Below are 18,802 nucleotides of genomic sequence, written 5' to 3' on the forward strand. Positions count from 1 at the left end.
CTTTCTCATTCGCACCAGTGGTTGACGCTGTTACCCGTCGCCAGATAAATGCTCTTTTGTTGCATCCAGGCTTTCAGCCCCTGGATACCCTTCTCGCGGCCCAGACCGCTCTCTTTAAAGCCCCCGAACGGGGTCGAAATCGCAAAAACTTTGTAGGTGTTGATCCACACCGTGCCTGCCTCCAGCTGCTCGCTGAGACGCAGGGCGCGCCCGGTATCGCGCGTCCAGATCCCCGCCGCCAGGCCGTAAACCGAGTCGTTCGCCTCGCGAATAAGCGCCGCTTCATCGCGAAACGGCATCGCCACCAGCACCGGGCCGAAGATCTCTTCCTGACATGCGCGGGCGCTGTTGTGTAGCCCTTCGATAATGGTTGGCTGGAAGAAGCTGCCGTTTGCCAGAGCGGGATCGGCGGGGATCTCGCCGCCGCACAGCACGCGGCCCCCTTCCCGCTTCGCCAGTTCGACGTACTCGATCACGCTCTGGCGATGTTTTTCGCCGATCAGCGGTCCTACATGGACGCCGTCGGTAAACGGATGCCCGACGCGCAGCCCGCGAGTTAATTCCAGCAGCCTCGCCATCAGCGGGGCGTAAATACTCTCGTGGATAAACAGCCGCGATCCGGCGATGCACGCCTGCCCCGCCGAGCTGAAAATGCCGTAGCAGATCCCACGCGCCGCCTGTTCGATATCGGCATCCTCCAGCACGATAGTCGGCGATTTGCCGCCCAGCTCCAGCGAGGCCGGGATCAGTTTTTCCGCCGCCACGTGCGCCAGATGACGGCCCGCAGTGGTTCCGCCGGTAAAGGAAATTTTGCGCACGCGAGGATGACGCGCCAGCGCATCACCAATCACCGAGCCTTTGCCCGGCAGCACGCTCAGCAGCCCGGCGGGCAGCCCGGCCTGTTCAAAAATCCGCGCCAGCTCCAGCGCCATCAGCGGCGTGGCTTCGGCGGGCTTGAGGATCACCGCGTTCCCGGCGGCAATCGCCGGTGCGACCTTCTGCATTTCGCTGGCAATCGGCGAGTTCCACGGCGTGATGGCCGCCACCACGCCAAGGGGCTCGTAGCGGCTCAGCGTCAGCAGATCCGGCTGGCGCGGTGTCGGAAGTTCACCCTCCAGCAGCTCGCAGGCGGCGGCAAAGTAGCGCGCCGTTCCCGCCGTGCTCATCACCAGCCCGCACGCTTCCGCCAGCGGCTTGCCGTTATCCCGGCTCTGCATCTGCGCCAGTTCATCCACACGGGATTCAATAAGATCCGCCACCTTGTGCAGGATCTTCGCCCGCACGTGCGGAAGGCTGTTACGCCAGGCGGGATCGCGCCAGGCGCGCTCTCCGGCGTCTACCGCCTCCTCCAGGTCATCCAGACTGGCGGCGTTCAGCGTCGCGTTGATCGACCCGTCTGCCGGGAAGTGGCTCTGCATCGGGTTACCTCCGCCGTGTCGCCACTGTCCGCCGATAAAAATCTTCAGATCGTCCATCGTCACTCCTCAGCTCAGGGCCAGCTCGCGGCAGGCGCGCACCGCGCTCAGTGCCGCCAGGGTGGAGGTTTTAGGGTTAGACGCCAGCGGCAGCCCGCTCAGCTCCAGATGGAACTCGCCGAATAATCCTTCGACGTGCAGCGTGTGGGTGTTACGTTTCGTTGCCGGGTCAACCATCAGCTGCACGCGAGTGTCATCCATCCCGACGCCGCCGAGCGCCACGGTCGCCGCTACGTTGGCGTTCGCCGGGAACAGCCGCGCCGCCTCGCGAGCGCTGCCTTCAAAAAAGACCTTTGCCTCAGCCACTGAATTCAGATCGATAAGCTGCTCGGCATAGCTGCCGCGCCAGCTGGCCGGGCTTTTGCGCGACTGATAGGTGACGCGTTCAAGCCCACCCTCTTTCGCTGCCGCCAGCCCGTCGATACCGGCCATTGCACCGGAAAGCAGAGTCAGTTTTCCGCCCGCCGCGAGCAGGCGCTGCTCCAGCGCGCTGTCCGCCAGCGCGCCGGTGGAAATGACGGCCAGATGCCAGCCGCGATGCAGGATCTCTTCCCCGTACTGGGCCACCGCCTGCTGGCTGGCGCATTCCAGCACCAGATCCGGCGTTTGCGCGCACGCCATTGGCGACGTCAGCGCCTCGACCGCATCGCCAAACTGGTCGTGAATGGCGGCATGGTGAGACGCGCGCGCCACGATCCAGCCGATAGCCACACCGGCGGGCAGGCGCTCAATCACCGCCTGCGCCATGGCACCAAAACCAATCAACATTACCTTTTTCATGATGCGTCCTTACAGATGGCGACAGAAGCCGCCGGAAACGTCCAGCGCGGCGCCGGTGGTAAACGAGGCCAGCGGCGAGGCGAGGAACAGCAGCGCCTGCGCGGGCTCCTGCGGCTTGCCGAGGCGCGCCATTGGAATGCCGCGCTTGCGCGCGATATCCGCCGTCCACTCCGGCCAGCTCTGGCTTTTGTCCGCCCGGTTTTCAAAGCGGCGCTGCCACTGGCCGGACTCCACCATGCCGAGCAAAATGGAATTGACGCGAATGCCTTTACCCACCAGCTCTTTCGAGAGCGTCAGCGTCATGTTCAGCAGCGCGGCACGAGCAGCGGAGGTAGCGATCATGTGCTCCTCCGGCTGTAGCGCCAGCAGGGAGTTGACGCAGGTAACAGAGGCAATGTCTGACTGCTCCAGCAGCGGCTGAAACGCCTGCACCGGATTGATGACGCCAAACAGCTTCAGCTCTGCCTCGTGCAGCCACGCCTCGCGCTGGGTGTCATGGAAGTGCGCCACGTAGCCCTGCCCGGCGTTGTTGATCAGCAGGTCCGCCGCGCCAAAGCGCGCCTGCACCGCATCCGCAAAGGCCTGAACCTCGTCGGCATTCAGCACGTCGCAGCGGTAAGAAAAAATCTCCCCGTGGGGGAATTCGTTTTGCAGCGTCGCATGGGCGCTGGCGAGCCGATCCGGGTCACGGCCGCAGAAGGCGACTTTCGCCCCTTCACCCAGCAGCAGGCGCAGCGTTTCAAAGCCAATGCCAGAAGAACCGCCGGTGACTACCGCTACGCGCCCGTCAATTTGTGCATTCATCGCGCACCTCTTCGTTAATGCGTAAAAGCTGTTGGTTGAAAAACACGTCGTTATCGAGATAGCTGGCGTGCCCGGCCTGCGGAATGGCGGTAAACGGCATGCCGTAGCGCAGCGCCAGCCCCTGCACCAGTTCGGGCTGCGTTATCGCGTCCTGCTCGCCGCACCAGACTTCAAACGTGCCGGAGTATCGTTTAAGCCAGCCGTGAATGTCGTCATGCGCCAGCATCCACGCGGCGGCAAGGTAGCCTTCCGGGCGCAGCGTGCGCATGCCCGCCGCGACGGTGGCGATATCTTCCGCGCGCGCGCCGGGGCGCAGCAGCTTCGCGGCACGGGTCTGGGCGAGGATTTCGCCGCCCAACGCCATCTGCTGCTCGCGGTTGCGCCAGACCTGCTCCCGCTGCTCCGGCGCGGCATTGCCGTAGCCCTGCGCAGCGTCGGCCAGTACAAGATGAATGACGCGATCCGGGAACTTCGCCGCAAAGGCACTTGCGACCAGTGCCCCCAGGGAATGGCCCACCAGCACCGCCTGCCAGACACCGGCGCGATCCAGCATCGCCGCCAGCACGTCGGCGTAATCCCCCGCGTTTGCCCGCGCGACGGCCAGCATCGGGCTTTCGCCATAACCGGGCATGTCCCACGCCAGCACGCGAAAACCGTTCAGCGCCATCTGCTTGTGCCAGGACGCAGCGCCAGAGCTGATCCCGTGTAGCAGCATCAGCGGAATGCCGCTTCCCTGTTCACGAAAACCCGTCATGGCGCCCCCTTAGTTCCGCTTCACTTTCGAGAGCGGATGGTCGGACGGATAGGTCGGGATTTCCGGCTTGTTGGTCCCCAGCATGACGCACATCAGCGCCTCCTCTTCCCCGTGGTTAAACAGGCCGCGATAGATGCCCGGCGGGACGGAGATCAGGTCACGCTCGCGCAGCACGGTTTCGGTGTAGTTGTCGCCGTCCTGGATCATCAGCGTGATCTGCCCCTTGAGCATGAAGAACACCTCTTCTACGTCGTCGTGCAGGTGCAGCGGCCCTTCGCACTTCGACGGCAGTACCATGGTGGAGAAGGTAAAATGGTCCGCCTGCACGGTATTGGTGTCGTTCGCCACGCCGGTTGCGCCGGTGCCGATGTAGCGCATCTGCGCCCGGCGGTATTTCGGGTCAAAATCGGCCTGGAACTTCAGCGCGTTCCAGTCGTATTTACGGCCTTCGAAGCGCGCGATGCGCGACTCGACCCACTCTTCCATCGTCAGATGGTCAGGTTTGATGCCCGTTTTGTGGGTTACGGTTGAATCAGTCATGACACTCTCCTCAGTAACGTCTCAGCAGCGGCAGTAACAGGACGCAGCCCACCGCCGCCATCACCGCCAGAAAAATCAGCCCGGAATCCATGCTGTGGGTGAAGGCGATAAGCGCGCCCATCACCGCCGGCGACAGCGCGCCTGCAAAGTTTCCCAGCCCGTTGAAAATGCCGCCCGCCGTGGCGCTCACCCGGGGATGGGTGGCCTTCGCCAGCAGGGCGAAAATGTTGGGCGCGCCGGTGCCCCACATAAAGGTGCTGAAGCTCATCGCCGCGATGACGGCGAGCGGGGTATCGAGGTGCATCACCGCCGCCAGCCCCACCGCCGCCCCCGCCATCGAGATAAAGCAGGCCGCCGCGCGCTTATCGACCCTGTCCGAGAGCCACGCGCCAATCACTTCCCCCGCCAGCATGGCGATGAACGGCATCGACGACAGCCAGCCTGCATGCTCAAGGTGAATGCCTTTGCCTTTGATCAGGTAGCCCGGCAGCCAGCCGTTGATGCCCCACAGGTAGGTCAGGAACGCGATGTTAAAGATGCAGATGATCCAGAAATGCGGGCTGACGAACAGCTCGCGCCGCGCCGCGCGCCGCTCGTCCTGAGACGCCTGCGAGGTGCCGGGTTTAGCCTCCAGACGGATCCCGCGCAGGCCGATGCGTACAAAGATAAGCACCGGCACGGTAAGCATGGCCATGACAAAGAAGGTGCTCTGCCAGCCGAAGGTGTTCAGCAGCCAGAGGGAGAGCGGGAAGCCAATTGCCGCCCCTACCGGTGTGCCCAGCAGCCACAGCATGGTGGCGCGCGCCTGCAGATGCTGCGGGAAGTTGTGGCGCACGATGGCGAAAGCCAGCGGGAACAGCGGCCCTTCCGCCACGCCCAGCAGGATGCGCAGGACGATCATCAGCGTGTAGTTATGGGTAAAGCCCATCGCCACCATCAGCACGCACCACACAGCCATCATCCCGGTGAGCAGGCGCAGCGGCGCGATTTTGTCGCCTAAACCGCTCAAAAATACCGACGAAAAGCCGTAGCTCAGCAGGAAGGCGCTCATCAATATGCCGAGGCGCGTGGTGTCGAAATCAATGCCCATCGCCTGCTGGAAATGGGTATCCGAAAAGAGCGCCGCGATGCTGATTTTGTCGAAAAACGCCAGCAGCACGCAGGCCAGCAGCGACAACGGGATGGCCCAGCGCACCGCTTTTTCGGGCGTGCGGGTCCCCTCACCGCTCGCCTCAACCGGCGCGGTGTTCGTCTCTAGTGTGGTCATCTCTCCCCCTACGGGTGCGGGTTAGCTATCGCAGTGACATCAGTGAAAATGTCGGGTCGGCAAGCGGTACGTTCGACAGATCCCGCCCCGCCGCCATCCAGCGCTTCGCCAGCTTGACGGTGCGCGCATCGTTGAACGCCACCAGCTGCGTCAGCCGCCCGTTTTCATCCAGCGAGAAGAACAGCGCATCTTCACGCACTATCGTTTTACTCTCCGGCTGCGGAATACCGAGGATCTGAATGTTGTGCTGGTATTGATCCGACCACAGCCACGGCGCGTCGTCGTAGCCTGGCGCATCGGGATTGAGCATCGCTTTCGCCGTCGCCACCGCCTGATTCTGGGCGAAGGCCCAGGACTGGATGCACAGGCCGTAGTGATGGTGCTGGGCGACATCGCCTGCGGCAAAGATGAACGGATCCGAGGTGCGCCCCTGGGCATCCACCACGATCCCGCGCCCGGTTTTCAGCCCCGCATCAAGCGCCAGCTCCAGATTGAGATCGACGCCGATCCCGACCACGACCGTATCAAAGGTTTCACGGTTGCCGTCGCAGTGGATGACCGGCAGTCCGCCGTCGTCCTCCAGCTCCAGCGCGCCGCAGCCGGTACGGATATCCACGCCCTGCTCGCGGTGAAGGGCCTCCAGGCGCTGGGACACCTCGCTGCTCACCGAGCGCATGCACAGCGCAGGCTGCTGCTCGAATAGCGCGACCGCTACGCCGCTTTTCCGCGCGGAAGCGGCAATCTCAAGGCCAATCCAGCCGCCGCCGATAATCGCCAGTTTGTGACTTTCCGACAGGCGACTTTTCAGGCGCTGCGCGTCCTGCCAGTGGCGCAGGGTGTAGACCTGCGGATGGCTGGCCCACGCCTGCGAAGGCAGGCGCGCCCGACCGCCGGTAGCGATTAAAAGGATGTTGTAACTAAGACATTCGCCGTTGCTTAAACGCACGATTTTCTCTTCACGATCGACTGATTCAGCACGCAGCGGGCGGTACCAGATCAGGTTCAGCGCCTGCTGCGCTTCTTCGCTAAACAGCCGCGGAAGCGCGGAGTCCGGCTCCAGCAGAGACGCTTTTGACAGCGGCGGCCGCTCGTAGAAATCCCATTCCTCTTCCGCCACCACGCAAATCTCGCCGTCGAAGCCCTCGTCACGCAGGGTTTTCGCCGCCCAGCCGCCCGCCTGGCCGCCGCCGATAATGACAATGCGCGACGTCATACCGCCTCCGGCCTTTTCTGCTGACGGCGCGTGTCGTGGTCAATCCCGCCCTCCACCGCCCATTCGGTAAAGGAGACCAGGGAGTGCTCCAGCTCGCGCGGCTGCCAGTTTTCGGTCAGGTAGTCGTCGTTGGTGTAATACTCAAACGCGCCGCCGGTCGGGCTGTTGACGTACCAGAAGTACGCCGACGACACCGGATGACGGCCCGGCCCGATAAAGGTGCTCCAGTCATGTTTATTCATCGCGATACCGCCGCCGATCACCTCGTGGATGTCGCGCACGGTGAAGGCCACATGGTTGAGGCCGCGCTTGCGGTTCGGCAGTTGCAGCAAGAACAGGTTGTGATGGCCGCCACGCGCCCCGCAGCGCAGGAACACGGCGCGGTTGATATAGCGATCCGAGACCTGGAAGCCGAGCACCTCGCGGTAGAATTTCTCCACTGCCGCCAGCTCTTCCACGAAGAACACCACATGCCCCACGTTGATCGGCTGGGCGCGATCGTAAACCGGGCTGGGCGTGTCGATACGGCGGGCGTCGCCCCACTGGTTTATTGGCTCGACGTTAAGCTCCACGTCGGTCTGCTGGGTCACCTGCACGCGCAGCGTCATGCCGTTCGGATCCAGGCATTCCAGCGCGTCGCCCACTTCACGAAAACCTGGCTGTTGCGCCAGCTTCGGGCGCAGCGCATCCAGCTCAGACTGGCTGGCAACCGCCCAGGTCATGCGGCGCAGAGTGTTGCCCGCTTCAAACGCGGGCGGCAGGTCGGGGCTGTCGATCGGGTTAAGCTCCACGCGCGCGCCGCTCAGGGTGGTGAAACGCTGGCCGCTGGCATCGCCCGTCAGGCCAAAATCACGCATAAATTTGGCGCAGTGCGTCAGGTCTTCCACACCAAATTCCAGCTTTTCAATTCCGGTTATACTCATCGTTCGTTGCCTCATCTGGCCCAGATTGGGCGTAAAACATGCCCGACGCAGTCAAGCGCCTGACGTTAACTCACTGATTTAACTGGCCTGTGACAGATACCCTAAGAAGCCAGAAATTTTATCCGCCGCGAGGCGAACCTCGTTTTGCAGGCGCTCGCGGTCGCTCAGTGGGATCTCCTCCGACGGCACCAGAATGCTGACCACCGCCGCCACGCGGCCGCTTCGGTCATACACCGGGTAGACGATGGAAGAGATGCCGTGGCGGAAGAAGGATTCGCCGATGACATACCCGCGGGCTTTGTCCTGCTGCACCATCTGCCACAGGGCTTCACGGTCGTGAAGCTGCCCCGGCGTGTTGCCCGGCAGGCGCTCATGCGGGAACAGCTGTTCGAAATCAGCGCGGGAAATATCGGTCAACAGCATGCGGCCCAGCGAGGTGCAGTGCACCGGCAGACGGGTACCAATGCTGACCTGGTTGATACGCGACCCGGCGGCGCTGACGCGGGCGATATAGATAATGTCGCGCCCGTCGCGGATCGCCAGATGGCTGCTGCACTGGCTCACGTCGCGCAATTGCTCGATCACCGGCTGGCCGACCTGCGCCACGTCCAGCGAGGCGATGTACTCAAAGCCAAGACGCAGCACGTTCATGCCCAGCGAAAAGGTATTGGTGCGCGTGTTGCGCTCCAGAAATCCCATGTACTCCAGCGTCTGTACCACGCGATAGGCGGTGGCCTTCGGCATATCCACCAGCCGATGCAGTTCGGCAAAGGTCAGATCGCGATGCTGCTCGCCAAAGGCCAACAGCAGCTGTAAACCGCGCTCCAGCCCCGGCACCAGATACTTCACTTCCTGATCGTTTGCCATCATCGCCCTACCTTAGTTAAAGACAAAACCGCCGTTGACCGGGATCAGCTGTCCGGTGATGAACCGCGACAGATCGCTTAACAGCCAGACCACGCTGCCGGTGACGTCTTCCGGCTGCTGCGCGCCCGTTAACGCGCGGCCGTTTTCGTAGAGCTGATGCCGTTCGGCGGGGACATATTCCGTCGCCTCGACGCGGGTTAGCCCCGGCGCGATGGCGTTAATGCGTATACGCTTTTCACCCAGTTCGCGCGCCATTGACCGGGTCATGGCAATCACGGCGCCCTTGCTGGCGACGTAGGCCATCAGGCGCGGCGCGCCCCACAGCGCGGTGTCGGACGCGACGTTCACGATGCCCGCCCCCTCGCGTAGCAGCGGTACGGCGGCGCGCGTTACCAGCCAGGTGCCTTTGACGTTGACGCTCATCACCCGATCCCAGAGATCCGGATCGTAATCGAGCATATTTTTGCCGCCGACGCCCGTCGCCATCGCCGCGTTGTTCACCAGACCGTCAATCTGCCCCTGCTCGCCAATCGCGCTGAACACCTGCTCAATGGACTGCGGATCGGCCAGATCGATAACGTGCGATTCGATCGCATATCCCCGCTCGCTCAGCCGGTGGGCGCTCTCGGCCAGCTCGCCTTTGAGGATGTCGCACATCACCACCGCCGCACCCTGCTCCGCGCAGGCCTGGGAAAAGTGGTAGCCCAGCCCGCGCGCGGCGCCGGTTATGACGATGCGTTTACCGCTCAGCAGCCCGTTCATCAGGCGGCCCCCTGCTGTGCTTCACGCATCGCCAGCTGCTCTTTGGCGGCCTTTTGCATCATGCGACGCAGGCGCGAGAGGCCAACGTCGTGCTGATACAGGTATTCATGATCGCGGGCGTTTGGCGCCAGGCTCTCCAGCACCACGCGGTCCTGCTCCAGCACTTCCCAGTGCAGTTTTTCCAGCCGGTTGCGGTACATGAAGCGCCACATATCGCGCTGCCAGCCCTGCACCCGGCGAATGCGCCAGAAGAAGACGCGGCAGTTGTCGTTATCTTCCGGCACCACCATGCCGACGATAAAGAAGTGGCCGCCCGGCCCGAAACGCTTCTTGTACGGAATGGAGAGACGCATCCAGCAGGTGCCGCTGTTGCCCAGCTCCACCCAGTCGAAGTTGACGCCGCTCTGCCCTTTCTTCTCAAAGATAAAGCCGGTTTTGGTCGGCTGGAGCACCATGTCGGCCTTGCGATCCCCTTCCGCCATCGAGTGCGAGGAGGAGTGCAGATAGGTGCCGTGCATCGGGTCCATCACGTTTTCCAGCGCGTACTGGTAATTGCATTTCCACGCGGCGGTGCAGAGGAAGTTGCTGAAGTTTTCCGTGTCGGCGAGTTCATCCGGGAAGGTCAGTTCGTCCGGCTGCTGATCCGCGGTGACGCCAAACCAGAGGAAGATGGCGCCGTGCGCCTCCTGCACGTTATAGCTGCGCACGCACTGCTGGCCGACCAGCGGACATTTATCCACAGCGGGCACGTCTTTCACCTCGCCGTTGCCCGCCACCTCTACGCCGTGATACCAGCAGGCGATGCGGTCGCCGAGGTTCCAGCCCATCGACAGGCGCGCGCCGCGGTGCGGACAGCGGTCCTCCAGCGCCTGCACCTGGCCGTCTTTGTTGCGCCAGACCACAATCTGCTCGCCCAGGCGGGTGATGCCCACAGGAGCAGACTGCACTTCCCAGCTCGCCAGCACCGGATACCAGAGGCCGCGCAGGCCTTTATCCAGATAGTGTTGTACGGTCGTTGTCATCGCGTTGCCCTCAGTAGCCGTTAACCTGTAAGAATGCCTGGAAGCTGGCGTCGCTCCACGGCTCGCCCTGCTGGTCGTGCATGCGCACCGCGTTCAGCCCGTTTACCAGCTCCGGCAGGGTTTCAACGCCCTGTTCGAAGAGCTCTTCCAGCGTCGCAATCAGCTTCACCTCCCAGCTTTCCGGCTCGCGGCTGCGGGTCTGCCAGATCAGGTTCTGGTACTCGCCCGGCTTGTGAATGGCGCCATTACCGCCCTCTGCCGGCGGGGTAAACTGGCGGCTTTCCGGCAGCGCCGGGTTGTAGTTCAGCGTGTCGCTCATGCCACGGTCTCCTCAACAAAGGTAATCTGAATCTGGTTTTCAAAGACCCGAACCGGGTAACGGTTGAGGTTGCGTCCTCCGGGGCCGTGCAGACACTGGCCGGTTTTGACGTCGAACACCGCCTCGTGCAGCGGGCATTCCACCTTGCCGTCTTCTACGAAGCCCTGACTCAGCAGGGCATAGGCGTGGGGGCATACGTCTTCCAGCGCGTAATATTCACCGTCGATCAGGTAAACGCCGATCTCTTTCCCGTCGACGTTGCCGCTAAAAGGGAAATCTTCCTGTACTTGTTCTGCGTCACATACGCCTATCCAGCTCATCACGATCCTCCAGGCTTTTGTTTCATATATGAAACTCTGTTTCTTATTTAATACGGTCAATATAAAAGCGATGAATGTTTCGTCAAGCGACAATGTGACGAATTTGTTAATCGATCGGCAATTAATTAACTAAGTGTGCAAGGGATCACGAAAAAATGCAGCGATATGAAATTTTCATTATTACAGCGTGAGAAATACGTTTTTTTAATGGTCTCTTATTTTGAATAAAAGATATTGACTTCCTTTCTTTTTACTCTTTAAAAATAAATTAACGTCACCTCTTTCGCGTTTCACCGGTGAAACTGATTTTTAATTTATCTTTAATAAACAATGAGTTTCACAGGTGAATCATTTTAGCTCCGTGACAATCACATTGATGAAAAATATAAGTTACAAAAAACGTAAGGCGGACATGATGACGGCAAGATGGCAAGGCACGATTGCGCTTTTATTACTCATTATTATTTCGTACGTCGATCGGGTAAATATCTCGGTAATGATTTTAAACCCGGAATTTGCCGAACATTTTCAGTTAAATGAAAACAGAATGTTACAGGGTCTACTCATGACCTGCTTTCTTCTGGGTTATGGTTTTTCCGCTCTATTATTAACGCCGGTTATTGAAAGCAAACTTCATTATCGGCAGGGATTATTAAGCAGCATTGCGATTTGGGCCGCGGTCTGCGCGGTTTCGCCTTTGTTAGGCTCGCTGACGGGAATGGTCATCGCCCGCGAAATAACCGGGGTTTGTCTACACCTTCACGCTGGCCTGGGGAATGTTGCTGCTGCGCATGCGGCGCGCAGCAGCAATCAGCGCGTAAGGCTTATTCGCCTTTTTTCGCTGCCTGGATGTAGAGCATTTCCAGCGCCAGGGTCGCCGCGGCCAGCGCGGTGATCTCGGACTGGTCATAGGCCGGAGCCACTTCCACCACGTCCATCCCGACAATGTTCAGATCCTTCAGGCCGCGCACCAGCTTGATGGCGCGGTCTGACGTCAGGCCGCCGATCACCGGCGTACCGGTACCCGGTGCGAATGCCGGATCCAGGCAGTCGATGTCGAAGGTCAGGTAGACAGGCATATCGCCGACGATCTGCTTAACCTGAGCCAGAATATCGTCCACGCCGCGATCGTTCACCTGGCCCGCGTCGAGTACGGTAAAGCCGTTGTCTTTGTCGAACTCGGTGCGGATGCCGATCTGCACGGAGTGGTTCGGATCGATCAGGCCTTCTTTCGGCGCGGTGTAGAACATGGTGCCGTGGTCGAATTCGCAGCCGTTCGCGTAGGTGTCGGTATGCGCGTCAAAGTGCACCAGCGCCATTTTACCGAAGTGCTTCGCGTGGGCGCGCAGCAGCGGCAGTGTCACGAAGTGGTCACCGCCGAAGGAGAGCATGCGTTTACCGGCCGCCAGCAGCTTCTCGGCGTGCGCCTGCAATTTTTCGCTCATTTCGCGCGCGTCACCGAAGGCGTACACCAGATCACCGCAGTCCACCACGTTCAGGCGCTCGCGCATGTCGAAGTTCCACGGGAAGCGGTTGTGCTCCCAGGCCAGGTTGGTGGAAACCTGACGGATTGCCGCCGGGCCATGACGTCCACCCGCACGACCGGACGTTGCCATGTCGAACGGTACGCCGGTGATCACCCAGTCAGCATCGCTGTCGTAAGGCTGGAAATTCATCGGAAGGCGTAAAAAACCAAACGCGTTAGATACCAGAGAGTTATCGTACTGATGACCTAAAGTGCTCATGTCCTGACCTCTTATAAAGTCGATACATTAAAACAGATGAAAAAAAATCCCCTCCGCGTCGTTAAACCCGACGAGGAAGGGATTGATTCGTAAATCGCATAGTGGGGCGAATTATCGCCGTTAATTCATACGGGTTCAAGTGAGTATAGGGCATCGTGCGGTCTGATGCCCTCACCCCAACCCTCTCCCACCGTGAGAGGGAGGTTTTACTACTCGTCTTCCAGATACGTATACCCGTACAGACCCGCTTCAAACTCTTCCAGGAACTGCTGCTGCAAGGCATCGTCCAGACCGGTGTTTTTGACCTGATCGCGGAACTGGGTGAGCAGTTTTTTCGGATCCAGCTGAACGTATTCGAGCATATCCGCCACGGTGTCCCCTTCGTCGGACAGCTCAACCTCCACGCTGCCGTCAGGGAAGACAAACACGTCAACCGCTTCGGTATCACCGAACAGGTTGTGCATGTTGCCGAGGATCTCCTGATACGCACCCACCATAAAGAAGCCCAGCATTGGCGGGTTCTCCGGATCGTACTCCGGCATTGGCATGGTCGTTGCGATACCGTCACCGTCGACGTAGTGGTCAATCGCGCCGTCTGAGTCACAGGTAATGTCCAGCAGCACCGCGCGGCGTTCCGGCGCATGATTCAACCCTTCCAGCGGCAGAACCGGGAACAGCTGGTCGATACCCCAGGCATCCGGCATCGACTGGAACAGGGAGAAGTTGACGTACATTTTGTCCGCCATACGTTCCTGCAACTCGTCGATAATCGGACGGTGTGCGCGGTTGCTCGGATCGAGCTGCTTCTGCACTTCATGGCACATGTTCAGATAGAGCTGCTCCGCCCACGCGCGTTCCTGCAGGCTAAAGGTGCCTGAAGAATAACCGACGTGAATGTCGTGCAGATCCATCTGGCTGTCGTGCAGCCATTCGCGCAGAGAACGACGCGTGCCCGGCTCGTGCATCTCCTGCCAGGTTTCCCACATGCTTTGCAGGGAACGTGGAGCATCGTCTGCCGGAGGCGTGGCTTCAGTGATTTCGCTGCGCTCAACGCCGATGATGTTAGAGACCAGCACCGTATGGTGCGCAGTGACCGCGCGGCCGGATTCGGTGATCACCGTCGGGTGCGGCAGGCCGTGCTCTTCGCAGGCATCGCCAATCGCCCAGATAATGTTGTTGGCGTATTCGTTCAGGCCGTAGTTGACCGAGCAGTCAGACTGCGAGCGTGTCCCTTCGTAATCCACGCCCAAGCCACCGCCCACGTCAAAGCACTGAATATTTACGCCAAGCTTGTGCAGCTCAACGTAGAAACGTGCCGATTCACGCACGCCGGTGGCAATGTCGCGAATGTTGGCCATCTGCGAGCCAAGGTGGAAGTGCAGCAGCTGAATGCTGTCCAGACGACCGCGCTCGCGCAGAATTTCCACCAGCTGAAGCACCTGGTTCGCCGCGAGGCCGAACTTGGATTTTTCACCGCCGGAAGACTGCCATTTACCGGAACCCTGCGACGCCAGTCGCGCACGCACACCAAGGCGTGGGATCACGTTCAGACGCTCGGCCTCTTCCAGCACGATCGCGATTTCGGTCATCTTCTCGATCACCAGATAGACCTTGTGGCCCATCTTCTCGCCAATCAGCGCCAGACGAATGTATTCGCGGTCTTTATAGCCGTTACAGACGATCACCGACCGGGTCATGCCCGCGTGCGCCAGAACCGCCATCAGCTCCGCTTTGGAGCCAGCTTCCAGGCCCAGCGGTTCGCCGGAGTGGATCAGGGACTCAATCACGCGACGGTGCTGGTTTACCTTGATCGGGTAAACGAGGAAATAGTCGCCGTTATAACCATACGATTCCCGCGCGCGTTTGAACGCGGCGTTAATAGAACGCAGGCGATGTTGCAGGATCTGCGGGAAGCAGAACAGTGCAGGCAGGCGCTGACCCTGGGCTTCACGGGCTTTCACCAGCTTAGCGAGATCCACGCGCGCTTTCGGGACGTCCGGATCCGGGCAGACACTGATGTGGCCCAGCTCGTTAACGTCGTAGTAGTTATTGCCCCACCAGGCAATATTGTAAGTGCGCAGCATCTTGCTGGCTTCCTGGGAGCTCATCGCAACCTCCTGCATAGAACGTAGTACACCCTGTTCGCCTGCTGACGAAGGCGAAAGCGAAGACATGTCGTCAGACATAGCGAACCTCAACTCTTTGTATTAAGTGTAAAACAGTTGACTACTATCGCAGCGTTATACGGCGATAACAACCCATTAACGGCTCCATTTCCCAGCAGAGTATGCTGAAATCCAGACCGTGCGACCGGTTTCTTATTCATATCATTGTAAAACACGTATCCGAACTCTGTATGACAAGGTTCGGCGAAACCACGAGAAAACTCCTGTATTAACAAGAGCGCCCTTGTTCAGTTTTCACAAAGCGTGACCGGCTCTGGAATCCTGAGAAGCACCGAGATGGGTATAACATCGGCAGGTGTTTAGACCAGAAGTGCGGGTGGGAATCAAATGCGCGCCAGAACGACTGCGCTGAATGAGCGGAAAACAATGGTTCATTATCTCGTATCACCTCCACGGCCGCCTCTGCTGAAACGGACCACAAGCCAAAGCTAAAAGTTCACTGCTTAACCCGGCTGGAAGTGGCGACACGATGTGTTCATCGAGCGCTTATTTTATATGAGCCGCGCGCCGCGTTTTATACCGAGAAGGTCGCTAAAAAGCAAAACAAAAATGCGCAGGTTGCCAGCGCCGTCAGGAAAAATTTCCAGCCGTGTTTTCAACGCAGTGAGAGGTGAGTCAAAAAAAACTGGAAATCGGGTGAAGAAGTGACCTAAAATAGACGTCCAGATGTTAATCCATCCATACCGATTAACACTCAGACTGCCAGTGTCAAAATCCTGCAGGCCTTGGTAGAATTATCTCCTTTGGCTATTCCACACAGCAGTTCGAGCTAACCAAATTCCTTTTAGGTGAAATAAAACATGGCAAAACACCTGTTTACGTCCGAGTCCGTATCAGAAGGACATCCTGATAAAATTGCTGACCAAATCTCCGATGCGGTGCTGGATGCGATCCTCGCGCAGGATCCAAAGGCGCGCGTAGCGTGTGAAACCTATGTCAAAACCGGCATGGTTCTGGTTGGCGGTGAGATCACCACCAGCGCATGGGTTGATATCGAAGAGATCACCCGTAACACGGTGCGTGAGATCGGTTATGTACATTCTGATATGGGCTTTGATGCCAACTCCTGCGCCGTACTGAGCGCTATCGGCAAACAGTCCCCGGACATCAACCAGGGCGTTGACCGTGCCGATCCGCTGGAACAGGGCGCGGGCGACCAAGGCCTGATGTTCGGCTACGCGACCAACGAAACCGACGTGCTGATGCCAGCGCCGGTGACTTACGCACACCGTCTGGTGCAGCGTCAGGCTGAAGTGCGTAAAAACGGCACCCTGCCGTGGCTGCGTCCGGATGCAAAAAGCCAGGTGACCTTCCAGTATGACGACGGGAAAATCGTCGGCATTGATGCCGTGGTTCTTTCCACGCAGCATGCTGAAGATATTGACCAGAAATCCCTGCAGGAAGCGGTGATGGAAGAGATCATTAAGCCGGTTCTGCCAACTGAATGGCTGAGCTCTGCGACCAAATTCTTCATCAACCCAACCGGACGCTTCGTTATCGGCGGCCCAATGGGTGACTGCGGTCTGACCGGTCGTAAAATCATCGTAGATACCTACGGCGGCATGGCGCGCCACGGTGGCGGCGCGTTCTCCGGTAAAGACCCGTCTAAGGTGGACCGTTCTGCGGCGTACGCTGCACGTTATGTGGCGAAAAACATCGTTGCTGCGGGCCTGGCTGACCGCTGTGAAATTCAGGTTTCCTACGCCATCGGCGTGGCTGAGCCAACCTCCATCATGGTGGAAACCTTCGGTACTGAAAAAGTGCCTTCTGAACAGCTGACCCTGCTGGTGCGTGAGTTCTTCGACCTGCGTCCATACGGTCTGATTCAGATGCTGGATCTGCTGCACCCAATCTACCAGGAAACCGCAGCGTACGGTCACTTTGGTCGCGAACATTTCCCTTGGGAAAAAACCGACAAAGCCGCCCTGCTGCGTGATGCTGCCGGTCTGAAATAAACGACTGCCAGCAGCTTAAACAGGCCAGCCTTTGTGCTGGCCTTTTTTATGTCGGGTGGCGGCTAAGCCTTACCCGACCTACGGGTAGTGAATTTTTGTAGGCCGGGTAAGGCGCAGCCGCCACCCGGCAATGTTTGGAACCGTTTACACCTCACTCTCTATACCCCGCTTTCAGAATATTCTCTTTGCATGATCGCATTTCTTCTGCTGTTACATTCCCTTTCAGTTAAGTCTGAAATTTGTGCAAACGCGATGCATATCAATTAATTTACCTCTATATTTTCAAAGCTTTAATTATTTTTACGGTTACAAACTAGTGTAACCGATTACACCGTTGTGATTTGACTCACATATTTTTATGAGCCGCTCACCTACTCTTAATATCGTAAAAACTGATAACCCAACTGGAGGGCATAATGCCTGACAATAATAAACAGGGGCGTACGTCCAATAAGGCAATGACGTTCTTCGTCTGCTTCCTCGCCGCTCTGGCAGGATTACTTTTTGGCCTGGATATTGGCGTAATTGCCGGTGCATTACCTTTCATCACCGATGAGTTCCAGATTAGCGCACACACTCAGGAATGGGTGGTCAGCTCCATGATGTTCGGTGCCGCCGTCGGCGCGGTCGGCAGCGGCTGGCTCTCCTTTAAGCTCGGGCGTAAAAAGAGCCTGATGATCGGCGCGATCCTGTTCGTTGCCGGCTCACTGTTCTCTGCCGCTGCGCCTAACGTTGAAGTGCTGATCCTCTCCCGCGTGCTGCTCGGTCTGGCAGTGGGCGTGGCGTCTTATACTGCCCCGCTGTACCTGTCTGAAATCGCACCGGAAAAAATCCGCGGCAGCATGATTTCCATGTACCAGCTGATGATCACCATCGGTATTCTGGGGGCTTATCTTTCCGATACCGCCTTCAGCTACAGCGGCGCATGGCGCTGGATGCTGGGCGTCATCATCATTCCGGCCATTCTGCTGCTGATTGGTGTCTTCTTCCTGCCGGACAGCCCGCGCTGGTTCGCCGCCAAACGCCGCTTCCACGATGCCGAACGCGTGCTCTTACGCCTGCGTGATACCAGCGCCGAAGCCAAAAACGAGCTGGAAGAGATCCGCGAAAGCCTGAAGGTCAAACAGTCCGGCTGGGCGCTGTTCAAAGAGAACAGCAACTTCCGCCGCGCGGTGTTCCTCGGTGTGCTGTTACAGATCATGCAACAGTTCACCGGGATGAACGTCATCATGTATTACGCGCCGAAAATCTTCGAACTGGCGGGCTACACCAACACCACCGAACAGATGTGGGGCACCGTGATCGTCGGCCTGACCAACGTGCTGGCGACCTTTATCGCTATCGGTCTGGTGGACCGCTGGGGGCGTAAACCAACCCTGACGCTGGGCTTCCTGGTGATGGCCATCGGGATGGGCGTGCTGGGTACCATGATGCACATGGGCATTCACTCCCCAACGGCACAGTACTTCGCCGTGGCGATGCTGCTGATGTTTATTATTGGGTTTGCGATGAGCGCCGGTCCGCTGATTTGGGTACTGTGCTCTGAGATCCAGCCGCTGAAAGGGCGTGATTTTGGTATCACCTGCTCTACCGCAACCAACTGGATTGCCAACATGATCGTCGGCGCAACGTTCCTGACCATGCTCAATACCCTGGGTAACGCCAATACCTTCTGGGTCTACGCCGGTCTGAACCTGTTCTTTATTGTTCTCACTATCTGGCTGGTTCCTGAAACCAAACATGTTTCACTGGAACACATTGAACGTAACCTGATGAAAGGTCGTCCTCTGCGCGAAATCGGCGCACACGACTGATCCTCCTGCGGGAGGCGCCTCTTGCGCCTCCCCGCTTCCCGCTTTATGCTCTGCCC

19 protein-coding genes and 1 pseudogene are annotated in these 18,802 nt (G+C 59.1%); 3 read left to right on the plus strand and 17 right to left on the minus strand.

Annotated elements, in window-relative coordinates:
- Positions 1-5: 5 nt before the first annotated feature.
- The 13 genes from ACOT1A_RS18215 to ACOT1A_RS18275 all read right to left on the minus strand — a co-directional run bounded on the left by ACOT1A_RS18215 (position 6) and on the right by ACOT1A_RS18275 (position 11,046).
- A complete protein-coding gene (locus ACOT1A_RS18215; protein ID WP_276170178.1) occupies positions 6-1,475 on the minus strand; it encodes an aldehyde dehydrogenase in 1,470 nt (489 codons plus the stop codon).
- A gap of 9 nt (positions 1,476-1,484) precedes the next feature.
- Positions 1,485-2,255, minus strand: a complete 771-nt coding sequence (locus ACOT1A_RS18220; RefSeq protein ID WP_276170179.1) for an aspartate dehydrogenase — start codon at positions 2,253-2,255, stop codon at positions 1,485-1,487.
- A gap of 9 nt (positions 2,256-2,264) precedes the next feature.
- Entirely contained in the window at positions 2,265-3,059 is a 795-nt protein-coding gene (locus tag ACOT1A_RS18225; protein WP_276170180.1) for an SDR family oxidoreductase, read from the minus strand.
- Entirely contained in the window at positions 3,043-3,813 is a 771-nt protein-coding gene (locus ACOT1A_RS18230; RefSeq protein WP_038416704.1) for an alpha/beta fold hydrolase, read from the minus strand. Before ACOT1A_RS18230 ends, ACOT1A_RS18225 begins: the two co-directional genes overlap by 17 nt.
- 9 nt (positions 3,814-3,822) lie before the next feature.
- Positions 3,823-4,353: a cupin domain-containing protein gene (locus ACOT1A_RS18235; RefSeq protein WP_022649339.1), complete on the minus strand. Its 531-nt coding sequence runs from the start codon at positions 4,351-4,353 to the stop codon at positions 3,823-3,825.
- A 10-nt stretch (positions 4,354-4,363) separates the two neighbouring features.
- Positions 4,364-5,620 (minus strand): MFS transporter, encoded by a 1,257-nt coding sequence (locus ACOT1A_RS18240; protein ID WP_022649340.1) that lies wholly within the window; start codon positions 5,618-5,620, stop codon positions 4,364-4,366.
- A 25-nt stretch (positions 5,621-5,645) separates the two neighbouring features.
- On the minus strand, positions 5,646-6,833 hold the full coding sequence (locus ACOT1A_RS18245) for an NAD(P)/FAD-dependent oxidoreductase (protein WP_276170181.1): 1,188 nt from the start codon (positions 6,831-6,833) through the stop codon (positions 5,646-5,648).
- A complete protein-coding gene (locus ACOT1A_RS18250; protein WP_276170182.1) occupies positions 6,830-7,756 on the minus strand; it encodes a VOC family protein in 927 nt (308 codons plus the stop codon). The genes ACOT1A_RS18245 and ACOT1A_RS18250 overlap by 4 nt, the downstream gene beginning before the upstream one ends.
- A 78-nt stretch (positions 7,757-7,834) precedes the next feature.
- Entirely contained in the window at positions 7,835-8,623 is a 789-nt protein-coding gene (locus ACOT1A_RS18255; RefSeq protein ID WP_032671673.1) for an IclR family transcriptional regulator, read from the minus strand.
- A 12-nt stretch (positions 8,624-8,635) separates the two neighbouring features.
- Positions 8,636-9,385: an SDR family oxidoreductase gene (locus ACOT1A_RS18260; protein ID WP_023306909.1), complete on the minus strand. Its 750-nt coding sequence runs from the start codon at positions 9,383-9,385 to the stop codon at positions 8,636-8,638.
- The gene (locus tag ACOT1A_RS18265) at positions 9,385-10,407 is read right to left on the minus strand and encodes an aromatic ring-hydroxylating oxygenase subunit alpha (RefSeq protein WP_017692695.1); all 1,023 of its coding nucleotides are present in this window, start codon (positions 10,405-10,407) and stop codon (positions 9,385-9,387) included. Before ACOT1A_RS18265 ends, ACOT1A_RS18260 begins: the two co-directional genes overlap by 1 nt.
- Before the next feature lie 10 nt (positions 10,408-10,417).
- Positions 10,418-10,726: a recombinase-like helix-turn-helix domain-containing protein gene (locus ACOT1A_RS18270; RefSeq protein WP_022649346.1), complete on the minus strand. Its 309-nt coding sequence runs from the start codon at positions 10,724-10,726 to the stop codon at positions 10,418-10,420.
- Positions 10,723-11,046: a Rieske (2Fe-2S) protein gene (locus ACOT1A_RS18275; RefSeq protein WP_003860044.1), complete on the minus strand. Its 324-nt coding sequence runs from the start codon at positions 11,044-11,046 to the stop codon at positions 10,723-10,725. Before ACOT1A_RS18275 ends, ACOT1A_RS18270 begins: the two co-directional genes overlap by 4 nt.
- 415 nt (positions 11,047-11,461) lie before the next feature.
- On the opposite strand from ACOT1A_RS18275, the pseudogene ACOT1A_RS18280 reads away from it, so the two are divergent.
- Positions 11,462-11,794: pseudogene (locus ACOT1A_RS18280) on the plus strand (MFS transporter); the annotation flags it as partial.
- Positions 11,795-11,870: 76 nt separating this feature from the next.
- On the opposite strand, the gene speB reads toward ACOT1A_RS18280, so the two are convergent.
- From speB to ACOT1A_RS18300, 4 genes are all read right to left on the minus strand, one after another.
- Positions 11,871-12,791, minus strand: a complete 921-nt coding sequence (gene speB / locus ACOT1A_RS18285) for an agmatinase (RefSeq protein ID WP_017382921.1) — start codon at positions 12,789-12,791, stop codon at positions 11,871-11,873.
- A 209-nt stretch (positions 12,792-13,000) separates the two neighbouring features.
- A complete protein-coding gene (speA, locus tag ACOT1A_RS18290) occupies positions 13,001-14,977 on the minus strand; it encodes a biosynthetic arginine decarboxylase (protein WP_063146833.1) in 1,977 nt (658 codons plus the stop codon).
- Between the two features lie 8 nt (positions 14,978-14,985).
- The gene (yqgB, locus tag ACOT1A_RS18295; protein ID WP_057979949.1) at positions 14,986-15,117 is read right to left on the minus strand and encodes an acid stress response protein YqgB; all 132 of its coding nucleotides are present in this window, start codon (positions 15,115-15,117) and stop codon (positions 14,986-14,988) included.
- A gap of 94 nt (positions 15,118-15,211) precedes the next feature.
- The gene (locus tag ACOT1A_RS18300; protein WP_418251239.1) at positions 15,212-15,352 is read right to left on the minus strand and encodes a hypothetical protein; all 141 of its coding nucleotides are present in this window, start codon (positions 15,350-15,352) and stop codon (positions 15,212-15,214) included.
- A gap of 425 nt (positions 15,353-15,777) precedes the next feature.
- On the opposite strand from ACOT1A_RS18300, the gene metK reads away from it, so the two are divergent.
- Complete coding sequence (gene metK, locus ACOT1A_RS18305) at positions 15,778-16,932, plus strand: methionine adenosyltransferase (protein ID WP_022649349.1); 1,155 nt, start codon at positions 15,778-15,780, stop codon at positions 16,930-16,932.
- 416 nt (positions 16,933-17,348) lie between these two features.
- On the plus strand, positions 17,349-18,746 hold the full coding sequence (gene galP / locus ACOT1A_RS18310; RefSeq protein ID WP_023306911.1) for a galactose/proton symporter: 1,398 nt from the start codon (positions 17,349-17,351) through the stop codon (positions 18,744-18,746).
- Positions 18,747-18,802: the final 56 nt, after the last annotated feature.

The organism is Enterobacter cloacae complex sp. SYL003 (assembly GCF_049236925.1).
GTDB lineage: Bacteria > Pseudomonadota > Gammaproteobacteria > Enterobacterales > Enterobacteriaceae > Enterobacter > Enterobacter intestinihominis.

Coding starts and splice junctions, on each gene's coding strand:
- speB (WP_017382921.1), bottom strand. CDS start 12,791: ATGAGCACTTTAGGTCATCAGTACGATAACTCTCTGGTATCTAACGCG.
- ACOT1A_RS18270 (WP_022649346.1), bottom strand. CDS start 10,726: ATGAGCGACACGCTGAACTACAACCCGGCGCTGCCGGAAAGCCGCCAG.
- ACOT1A_RS18235 (WP_022649339.1), bottom strand. CDS start 4,353: ATGACTGATTCAACCGTAACCCACAAAACGGGCATCAAACCTGACCAT.
- ACOT1A_RS18225 (WP_276170180.1), bottom strand. CDS start 3,059: ATGAATGCACAAATTGACGGGCGCGTAGCGGTAGTCACCGGCGGTTCT.
- ACOT1A_RS18255 (WP_032671673.1), bottom strand. CDS start 8,623: ATGGCAAACGATCAGGAAGTGAAGTATCTGGTGCCGGGGCTGGAGCGC.
- ACOT1A_RS18275 (WP_003860044.1), bottom strand. CDS start 11,046: ATGAGCTGGATAGGCGTATGTGACGCAGAACAAGTACAGGAAGATTTC.
- yqgB (WP_057979949.1), bottom strand. CDS start 15,117: ATGAATAAGAAACCGGTCGCACGGTCTGGATTTCAGCATACTCTGCTG.
- ACOT1A_RS18240 (WP_022649340.1), bottom strand. CDS start 5,620: ATGACCACACTAGAGACGAACACCGCGCCGGTTGAGGCGAGCGGTGAG.
- ACOT1A_RS18260 (WP_023306909.1), bottom strand. CDS start 9,385: ATGAACGGGCTGCTGAGCGGTAAACGCATCGTCATAACCGGCGCCGCG.
- ACOT1A_RS18250 (WP_276170182.1), bottom strand. CDS start 7,756: ATGAGTATAACCGGAATTGAAAAGCTGGAATTTGGTGTGGAAGACCTG.
- ACOT1A_RS18265 (WP_017692695.1), bottom strand. CDS start 10,407: ATGACAACGACCGTACAACACTATCTGGATAAAGGCCTGCGCGGCCTC.
- ACOT1A_RS18215 (WP_276170178.1), bottom strand. CDS start 1,475: ATGGACGATCTGAAGATTTTTATCGGCGGACAGTGGCGACACGGCGGA.
- ACOT1A_RS18245 (WP_276170181.1), bottom strand. CDS start 6,833: ATGACGTCGCGCATTGTCATTATCGGCGGCGGCCAGGCGGGCGGCTGG.
- ACOT1A_RS18220 (WP_276170179.1), bottom strand. CDS start 2,255: ATGAAAAAGGTAATGTTGATTGGTTTTGGTGCCATGGCGCAGGCGGTG.
- galP (WP_023306911.1), top strand. CDS start 17,349: ATGCCTGACAATAATAAACAGGGGCGTACGTCCAATAAGGCAATGACG.
- metK (WP_022649349.1), top strand. CDS start 15,778: ATGGCAAAACACCTGTTTACGTCCGAGTCCGTATCAGAAGGACATCCT.
- ACOT1A_RS18300 (WP_418251239.1), bottom strand. CDS start 15,352: ATGAACCATTGTTTTCCGCTCATTCAGCGCAGTCGTTCTGGCGCGCAT.
- ACOT1A_RS18230 (WP_038416704.1), bottom strand. CDS start 3,813: ATGACGGGTTTTCGTGAACAGGGAAGCGGCATTCCGCTGATGCTGCTA.
- speA (WP_063146833.1), bottom strand. CDS start 14,977: ATGTCTGACGACATGTCTTCGCTTTCGCCTTCGTCAGCAGGCGAACAG.